The sequence below is a fragment of the Corallococcus aberystwythensis genome (genome assembly GCF_003612165.1).
GTDB lineage: Bacteria > Myxococcota > Myxococcia > Myxococcales > Myxococcaceae > Corallococcus > Corallococcus aberystwythensis.
On the sequence record NZ_RAWK01000403.1, the window covers coordinates 1 to 6,338 of the forward strand.

General features: G+C 65.5%; 1 protein-coding gene. It reads left to right on the forward strand.

What is annotated here, in order from left to right; all coding sequences use genetic code 11:
* Positions 1 to 52: 52 nt before the first annotated feature.
* Complete coding sequence (locus tag D7W81_RS38880) at positions 53 to 6,205, forward strand: choice-of-anchor D domain-containing protein (RefSeq protein ID WP_120560398.1); 6,153 nt, start codon at positions 53 to 55, stop codon at positions 6,203 to 6,205.
* Positions 6,206 to 6,338 lie beyond the last annotated feature (133 nt).

Below are 6,338 nucleotides of genomic sequence, written 5' to 3' on the forward strand. Positions count from 1 at the left end.
CTCCCCTACCGCCAAGGCCCCGGCCCTTCACGCCGAGAACTGAGGTCGCCTCATGCAACGCATCCTGTTCATCCTGACGGCTGCACTGTGCGTCCTGACCGCCTGCGGTCCCGAGGCGGAGAAGCCACCGGAGCCCGGCAGAGCCAGGGCCCACATCGAGTCGCTGCGACCCGCGACAGGCACGTCGTCGCTCAGCGTGTCGGACACCTCCATCGACTTCGGAGACCAGCCTGCGTGCGCCCCGCAGCAGGACTCCATCAAGCTGTTCAACACCGGCAGCACGGCGCTCACGATCCACCGGGTCACGACCACCGGTGGCTTCACCTTCAACGGTCTTTACGACACGGCGGCCAACCGCTGTGACACCAACTGCTCCGTGCCGCCCACGCCCGTGAGCAGCCCGGAAGCAATGACCGTGCAGGTTGCCTTTACTCCAAACCAGCCCGGGACCTTCCACGGCACGCTGACGCTTCACACGAATGATCCGGCCGCCCCGTCGATCACCGTGGAGCTGGAAGGTAAGGCCTCGGGCCCGTTGATCATCGTCGGACAGACATCCGTGGACTTCGGCGCCCATGAATTGGGGACCTATACACCGCGCAGCCTCACGGTCATGAACCTGGGCAATGAAGAGTTCCGCATGGTGCCTTCCACTACCGCTCCCTTCATCGTGGGCTCTGACACGTGGTTCATCCAGCCCGCGAGTTCGGTGGCGATCCCGCTGAACTTCGGTCCCATGAGCATTGAGGACCTGGGCTCCATCACGCGTGCGCTCTTTCTGACGAGCGCTTCAACCGTGTGCCCGGCTCCGCCGTCCGTCTTGCTCACCGGCGTGGGGCTGTCCCCCGCGAAGATTGGCGTGAGCCGGACCGCGGTTGCATTCGGCGAGACACCCGTGAACACCGACACCGCCATCCAGGAGGTCATCGTCCGGAACGACGGAGATGGCCTGCTCACGGTGACCCAGGTGAAGCTGCCCGCCAGTTCACCGTTCCGCGTCGACATCACGGGTTCCTTCAGCCTCGCGAAGGGAGACACCCAACGTCTGAAGTTGGCGTTCCGCCCGACGGTGCCGGGCAATTGGACCCACAATCTCAGCTTCACCATCGGTGGCACCGACGTGCCAGGTGTCACGCTGACGGGCTCCACGCCCGCCGTGGTCCCTCCCAAGCTCGGCTTGAGTCGCGCGACGCTGACCTTCGAGCAGACGCCGGTGAACGCCGAAAGCGCCATCCAGGAGGTCACCGTCCGGAATGACGGAGGGGGCGTGCTCACCGTGACCCAGGTGAAGCTGCCCGCCAACTCACCATTCCACGTCGACACCTCCGGGCCATTCAGCCTCGCGTCCGGAGATACCCAACGTCTGAAGTTGACGTTCCGTCCGACGGAGACGGGCAGTTGGAACGAGACCCTCGCCTTCACCATTGATGGCACGGACGTGCCCGGCGTCTCTCTGTCTGGCGCCACACCCGCGGTCATCCTGCCCAAGCTCGTACTGAGCCTCAATGCGATGGTCTTCCCGCAGACGCCCCTGGACACCGACAGCGCCCCCCAGGAGCTCACGGTCTGGAACGAAGGCGGCAGTGCGCTCAACGTGAGCCAACTGGTTTTGACCCAGAACTCCTTCTTCCGGGTCGATACTGCGGCCCCCTTCAGCATCGCCCCCGGGGGAACCCAACGCCTGAAGGTGACGTTTCGGCCGCGTCCGTCCGGGACTCCCTCCGACACCCTGGTCTTCAAGAGCAATGTCGCGGATCAATCCGTAACGCTCTCAGGCTCCATTCCGTCCAGCCCGAAGCTCGTCTTGAGCCGCACCGAGATGGCCTTCGAGCAAACACCGTTCGACACCGACAGCGCGCCCCAGGAGGTCACGGTCAAGAACGGAGGAGACAGCCTGCTCACGGTGACCCAGCTGGCGCTGCCACAGGACTCTCCCTTCCGGGTGGATCCCTCGGGCCCCTTCAACCTCGCGCCCGGAAACACCCAGCGCCTCCAGCTGACGTTCCGCCCCACGCAGACGAGCGCCACGGCCGGAAAGCTCACCTTCACCAGCAACGACCCCGCCGCACCTGAACTCTCTCTGTCCGGGACCAAGACGCCGGGCAACGTCTGCCTGGGCATCAGCCCCCTTTCGTTCGAGTTCGCCGAACAGGAGGCAGGAGACGTAGGCAGTGAGCAGAAGAAGGTGACGGTGACCAACACGGGGACGGTCGCGCTGACGGTGACGCCCGCGGTGACGGGCAGCAGTGCCTATTCCGTGAGCCCCACCACATCGTTCACCCTGGCACCGGGCTCAGCGGGCCGTGAGCTCTTCGTGACCTTCAACCCCGGCGCCAATGAGAGCGGCGCCGTGGAGGGCGTGCTCACCTTCGGCACGTCGCCCACCACGTCCTGCGTGTCCAACGTGCCCCTCCGTGGAACCGCGCGCAAGACTTCGCTGGGAGTCAGCACGACCACCCTGAGCTTTTCTGACTACACCGTCGGCGCGCCGCCCCTGACCCAGCAGGTCATCCTCTCGAACAACAGCAACTGGCCCATCAAGGTGTTCGCCGTGTCACCAGGGATCCTGGACCCCTTCACGGTCTCTGGCATTCCGGCGGAGGGCCTGACCGTCCAGAAGAACGGCGGTACCGCTCCGGTGACGGTGACCTTCGCCGCGACCACTTCAGGCAACTATTCGAAGACGCTCCAACTCCAGACGGATGCTTCGCAGGCCGTGCCTTCGGTGACGATCACCGGCAGGGCGCTCGCTCCTGAGCTGACCCTGGTCACCAACCCGCTGGTGATGCCCAACGTGGCTCCCGGAGGAGAGTCCACGAAGGAAGCGACCTTGCGCAATAGCGGCAACCAGGCGCTGTTCCTTTCGAAGGTCATCCCGGAGGACAACAACACCTTGTTCCAGGTCGTCGACTTCCCGCCCCAGACCTTGCAACCGGGCGGGGAAACCAAGGTGAAGGTGCTCTTCCGTCCAATGACCAGCACGGGCGACCTGGAGGCGCGGCTGCGTTTCTACACCACGAATGATCAGCGGCTGCCACCCGTGCTCGTCGTCAAGGGCAACTCCAATGGCCCCAACGCCGTCTTCACCGCGAGCGAGATCAACTTCGGTCACAAGCAGATCCGGAGCACCCACGTCAACCTCAGCCTCAACGTGAGCAACAGCAGCAGCGCGACCGAGCCGCTGAAGGTCACCGACGTCCACATCGAGCCGTCCGGCACGGCGTTCTCCGTGGATAACGTCACCAGCTCCGAGCCCGTGCTCGAGAAGGGTGCGAAGCGGCCCCAGCCCTTCCGGGTGACCTTCAGTCCCAACATCGAGGACCAGGAGTACGAAGCCAGCCTGGAGATCACCTACCGTGGAACCCTCAGTAATATTGAGACGAAGCGCAGCTTCCGACTGAAGGGGACTGGCGCGGAGGCCAAATTCTCCACTTCGTTGGCCACCGTGGATTTCCCCGCCACGCAGCCAGGAGGCTCGCTCATGCTGCCCGTGGACATCATCAACACAGGGAAGGTGGAGGTTGAACTGGCGGAGGTGGCCACCAGCGTTGGAACCTTCAACATCGACCTGATTGGTGGATCCAACTCCGCCATCCCGGTGGGTGGCAGGCGCAGGATCGAAATCACGTTCGTACCCCAGCGCCCGGGCAACTACTTCGGCGACCTCGAACTCGCTACGAAGACGCCGGCCACGGCCAGCCTGAAGGTCAAGCTGTCCGGCGTTGCCGCGGTCGCGCAACTGCAGCTGAACAAGAATCAGCTTGTTTTCAATGACATCCCCCGGCTGTCCTCCAGCACCCAGACCGTCACCTTGTCGAACATCGGCTCCGCCCCCCTCACCATCACCAATGCGACGGGAAGCGGTCCTTTCACAGCCAGGCTGCAGAACAACCAGCAGTTCCCCGTGACCATTGAGAAGAATGCGCCGGTTCAGCTCGATGTCACCTTCCGTCCCGAGTCCGCGCTGGAGGTGACTGGCACCGTGCACGTGCTGAGCAATTCGAACGAAAGCACGGACCAGATCATCACGGTCTCGGGCCGGGGCACCATCCCCGTGTTGACACTGCCCGGTGGCGCACCCGAATTCGCGCCTCAAGCCATCACGGTCGAAGGGGATCCGCAGCCGGTGGTGGTGACGAACACGGGCAAGGCCCCGCTGGTGGTCTACTCCGTGTCCGTCCCAGACCAATTCTGCATCCGCGCGGACACGCAGAAGACCGCGGTTTGCCCCTCCACCCTGAGTCCTGTCGTGCCCGCCTTCACGGTGGAGCCCGGCACCCCGCATGCATTCTACGTCACCGCGAAGCCCACCCAGCTCCTCAAGATCGAGCGCAACCTGGTCATCTCCAGCAACGCGGATCCGTCGTCCACCGTCGTGAAGCTGATCGTGGATGGAGTGGGTGGCGTGAGTCTGTCGCCCTCGACCATCGACTTCGGACGCGTGAACTTCGGCTCGTCCCTGGAAAAGACGGTGACGGTGACCAATACGGGCATCACCGATGCGAACATCTCCGTGACGATCCCCGCGGGAAACTCGGAGTTCTCCGTGCAGGAGACGCTGCCCAAGGTGCCCGCGAACGGCAGTGCCACGGTGAAGCTGCGTTTCACCCCGCAGGGGTCGACGGGCGGACTCCGGACGGCCAAGGCCACGGTGCGGGTGGAGGCATCCTCCCAGCTTCCGCAGGAGCTCCCCCTTCAGGGAACGGCCACGCTGGCGAGGCTGGCGGTGGCACGCCGGGACGGCCAGGCCTTCGAGGGTGCGCTGGACTTTGGAGGCACCCGGGTGAACACGACCTCGGATGGCATCGGGCTGCGACTGACGCATGTCGGGCCCAAGGGATCCGCGGACGCCGGGAGCGGCGCGGAGGCGAGCACGCTCACCGTGAAGGAGATCTCGCTGGACGCGGAGGATGCGAGAGCGTTCATCCTGCAGAAGCCCAATCTGCCCCTGGCGCTGCCGCCGGATGGCAGTCTGGATATGTCGCTTCAGTTCCGTCCGGACGCCCAGCGGCGCTTCAACGCGATCCTGCGCATCACCTCTGAAGACAGCCAGACGAGCACCATGCTCGTGACGTTGGGGGGCCAGGGCCGGACGAGCCAGCTCAGCCTGTCCACCCCCACGCTGGAGTTTGGAGCGCGGGTGGCCGAGTCCTCCGCCTCGGCGATCCGCTTCGTGCGGCTCACCAACGAGTCCCTCCAGCCGTTGGTGGTGCGGGGGCTGGAGATCATCGCAGCGGCGGAGAACTCCGAACCCTCGCACTTCAGCCTGGATTCGGCGCCTACGCTCCCCCTCACGCTGGCAGCCCAGGAGTCGAGGGACGTCTTCGTCAAGTACGTCCCCCGTCCGGACGTCACCTCCAAGGCCAACCTCCTCGTGGTGACGAACGACCTCGAGTCGCCAGAAGCGCAGGTGTCGCTGTCCGGCCGTGGGCTCTCCACGGTGTTCCGGGCGCTCAACCGTTCGCTGGACTTCGGCACCGTGCGCCAGGCGGAGGCGGCGACGGCGAAGGTGGTGCTTACCAACGACACCACCCAGGAGCTGGTGTTGATGCCGCCCAAGGTGGAGGGGCCCCAGGCCGCGAGTTTCGTGGTGGTGTCTCCCGTCGTAGGAGCGGAGGGCCGCACCCTGCCGCAGGGCGACTCGCTGACGCTGGATCTGAAGTTCGACACGTCGGTGATTGGCGCGGCGAAGGCGACGCTGGTCCTGAGCACGAAGGACCTGGAGCGCGCGGCGCTGGTGACCCTGTCGGGCGTGTCGGTGGCCAGCTTCCTGACAATCGAGCCCATGGAGCTGGACCTGGGCTGGGTGGACATTGGCGCCACCAGCACGCCGCGCACGGTGACGCTCACGAACCAGTCCGCGTCGCCGGCGAGGTTGAGCGTGGTGTCGAACAGCAATCCGGCCTTCGAGATCGACGCGAGCGCACTGGACGCGGAGCTGGCACCGGGAGCGCAGACGACGGTGGGCGTCACCTTCCGCGGCGAGGTGGGAGGCCCCGCGGAGGGAACGCTGAAGCTGCGCCTGCGAGGAGAGACGACGACGGAGGCCTCGCTCACGCTGAAGGCACAGGCCAGGACCCTGGGAGGCACGGGCGGCGGCTGCGCCTGTGGAACCAGCGGGGACGGGGGCGCGGCCCTGGCCCTGCTGCTCCTGCTGGGCCTGGGACTGGCGCGTCAGACGCGGCGCGCACGAGCGGAAGACTGACGCACCCACGCTGACAGCGGACACCTCACCTAAGAGGCGGGGATTGATTTCACCCTCCCCCCTCCTGGGTGAGCCCCAGCCTGTCTCTGATACACATCTCCGAGCCCACGAGACATGCGCAGTACTCGTATGC